Raw genomic sequence first — 2,631 nt, forward strand, 5'->3', positions numbered from 1 at the left:
CTCGAACCCGCCGCCTGAACCACAACCGGCTCCCCTGCGCTCCACCGGCATCTTGCCGCACGCCCGACCCGGTCCATTTTCGGATTAGCGAGCAGGTGCTCGGCGGAGTGCAGCGCAAGGCGGAGGGCGAGGCTCGGAGTGGGGTTCTCCGTGCCTCGCCCTCCAACGCCGCGATGTGCCCGCCGAGCGCCGCGCAGCACGCAGGGAATTGAGAGACGTGCCCTAGATGTGGCCGCCGGGCTTGCGGTAGCCGCGGAGGAGGTCGCGGGAGATGATCAGGCGCTGCATCTCATCGGTGCCTTCGAAGATCCGCCACAACCGCACCTCGCGGAACCACCGCTCGATCGGCAACTCCTTCGTGTAGCCCATGCCGCCGTGGATCTGGAGCACCCGGTCCGCGACCCGGTTCACGGCGTTCGTGCCGTACAGCTTGGCGATCGCCGAGTCGTGCTGCGGCGGCTGTCCCTGATCGATGCCCCAGGCAGACCGCAGTACCAGCCAGCGGGCGGCCTCCAGGTCCACCTCCGAATCGGCGATCATCCATTGGATCGCCTGGTTCTCGCCGATCGGGTGGCCGAAGGTGTGCCTGGTGTTCGCGTGCTCGATCGCCATCTCCAGCAGCCGTTCGCACGCGCCCAAACCGCGGGCCGGGATCAGGTAGCGGCCCTTCATGATCCAGCGCATCGCCAGCTCGTATCCGTCCCCGACCTCGCCGAGCACGTGGTCGTCGGGCACCCGGACGTCGTCGAAGACCAACGTCGCCGGCCCGGCCGGACCCATCGTGACGATCGGGCTCGAGGTCCAGCCGCGGTCCCGGTCGACCAGGAAGGCGGTGAACCCGCCCTTGGGTCCGCGCAGCGCATCCGTGACCGCGATGACGATGGCGAAGTCGGCCTCGTTGCCGCCGGTGATGAAGGTCTTCTCACCGCGGATCACCCACTCGCCGCCGTCGCGGCGGGCGCTGGTGCGGATCGCCCGGGTGTCGGACCCGGCCCCCGGCTCGGTGATCGCGAAGCAGGATCGGCGCTGACCGGCGATCGTCGGCAGCAGGTACTCCTTGGTCTGCCGTTCGTCGGACTCGTACAGGATGTTGTCCGCCTCGCCGCCGAAGCTGAACGGGATGAAGGTCCGGCCGAGCTCGGCGGCGATCAGGGCCTGTTCCACGGCCGGCAGGTCCATCCCGCCGTACTCGTCCGGCGTCCCGAGCCCCCAGAAGCCGAACTCCTTGGCCCGCTGCCGCAGCTCCGCGACCTCGGCGGGCTCGATCCCGGCACCACCGGTCCGCTCGCGCCGGAGTACCTCGGTCTCCAGCGGCATCAGCTGCTCGCGGACGAACCGGCGGGCGACGTCCCGGATCGCCCGCTGCTCCTCCGACAGCCCGAAGTCGATCATCGGCCCTCCTCTGGTTGTCGACAGAGTGTCAAATATCGTCGACGGCACGTCAATCCTACGCTTCGCCGGCCGAACTGTCCTGGTGACGGGTGGCGCGTCCGGGGTCGGCGCTCGCTCTACGGCTGAGGCGCGATGCCATGTCCTCGCGGCGCGACGATCGCTCGGACCGAGCGTCGTCCTAGGCTGTCGCAGGTGACTGGGGATGCCGGACAGCAGCGCGTCATCGAGCGCGCCCGCACCGTCTTACCGGCGGACGAGCGGATTCTCGCCGTCTATCTGGCCGGGAGCTACGGCTCCGGCGAGGCGGACAGCTTCAGTGACGTCGACGTGCACTGCGTCGTCACGGACGAGAGCGCGGCCTGGTTCGAGGAGCACTGGACCGAGTTGATGGCACAGCTCGCCGGCCCGACCGTCCTCGCCGAGCGGATTCCCGGACTGATCGGCGGCCTCGGGATCACCCCGGACTGGCTGCACGTCGATCTGGTCATCCACCCGCTCGCCGGTTTCGACCGTCTCCAGTACGACGGAGTCCGCGTGCTCTTCGACCGGGACGGATCACACTTCCCCGACGGCGACCAGCCGCGACAGGGCGGCCGACCCGGTACGCCGTACTGGCCGCAGGGAGCCGTGAACCTGTTCTTCTACTTCCTGGGGAACCTGGTGGTCGTGCTCGGCCGGGACGAGCGGATCGTCGGCAACCAAGGCGTCGGCGCGGTCCGCGACCAACTCATCGCGCTGATGCTCGCCGAACGCGGCGTACGTCGTACCGGTGGAGCCAAACGGCTGAACGCCTTTCTGTCGGACGAACAGCGCGCCGCCCTCGAGGCGATCCCGGCAGCCGGCGCCGACCCGGCCGACATCATCGCGGCGAACCAGTACATGTGCCGCGAGTTCATCCGCCGCGGCACCACCCTGGCCGAGGAGACCGGCAACCCCTGGCCGCAAGCCTTCGTCGACGCGACCCTCACCCACCTCCGCCAACACTTCACCACCGACTTCGCCTGACGCCCAGCAGTGCTCGGGGGCGGCGTCGACGGGTTGTCCGGAAGAAAGGTGCCGGTGGAATCAGGGGGTGGTTGCAACGCGGTGTAGGTCTTGGAGGAGGAGGCTAGCGAACATTTCGCGGGGGGTGTGGTAGCCGAGGCGTTTGCGGGGGCGGTCGTTGAGTTCGTCGGCGATGGCGTTGAGGTCGTTGGCGGTGTGGGTGGACAGGTCGGTGCCTTTGGGCAGGTATTCGCG

General features: G+C 68.9%; 2 protein-coding genes and 1 pseudogene. 1 reads left to right on the top strand and 2 read right to left on the bottom strand.

Annotation, left to right across the window (positions count from 1 at the left end):
- Positions 1-222: 222 nt before the first annotated feature.
- On the bottom strand, positions 223-1,392 hold the full coding sequence (locus EV652_RS43830; RefSeq protein ID WP_199238743.1) for an acyl-CoA dehydrogenase family protein: 1,170 nt from the start codon (positions 1,390-1,392) through the stop codon (positions 223-225).
- 192 nt (positions 1,393-1,584) lie between these two features.
- On the opposite strand from EV652_RS43830, the gene EV652_RS43835 reads away from it, so the two are divergent.
- A complete protein-coding gene (locus EV652_RS43835; RefSeq protein ID WP_158441588.1) occupies positions 1,585-2,397 on the top strand; it encodes an aminoglycoside 6-adenylyltransferase in 813 nt (270 codons plus the stop codon).
- A gap of 60 nt (positions 2,398-2,457) precedes the next feature.
- Here the strand turns inward: EV652_RS43835 and EV652_RS45670 are convergent.
- Positions 2,458-2,631, bottom strand: a pseudogene (locus tag EV652_RS45670) (IS30 family transposase); the annotation flags it as partial.

This window comes from Kribbella steppae (assembly GCF_004342025.1).
GTDB classification, from domain to species: domain Bacteria; phylum Actinomycetota; class Actinomycetes; order Propionibacteriales; family Kribbellaceae; genus Kribbella; species Kribbella steppae.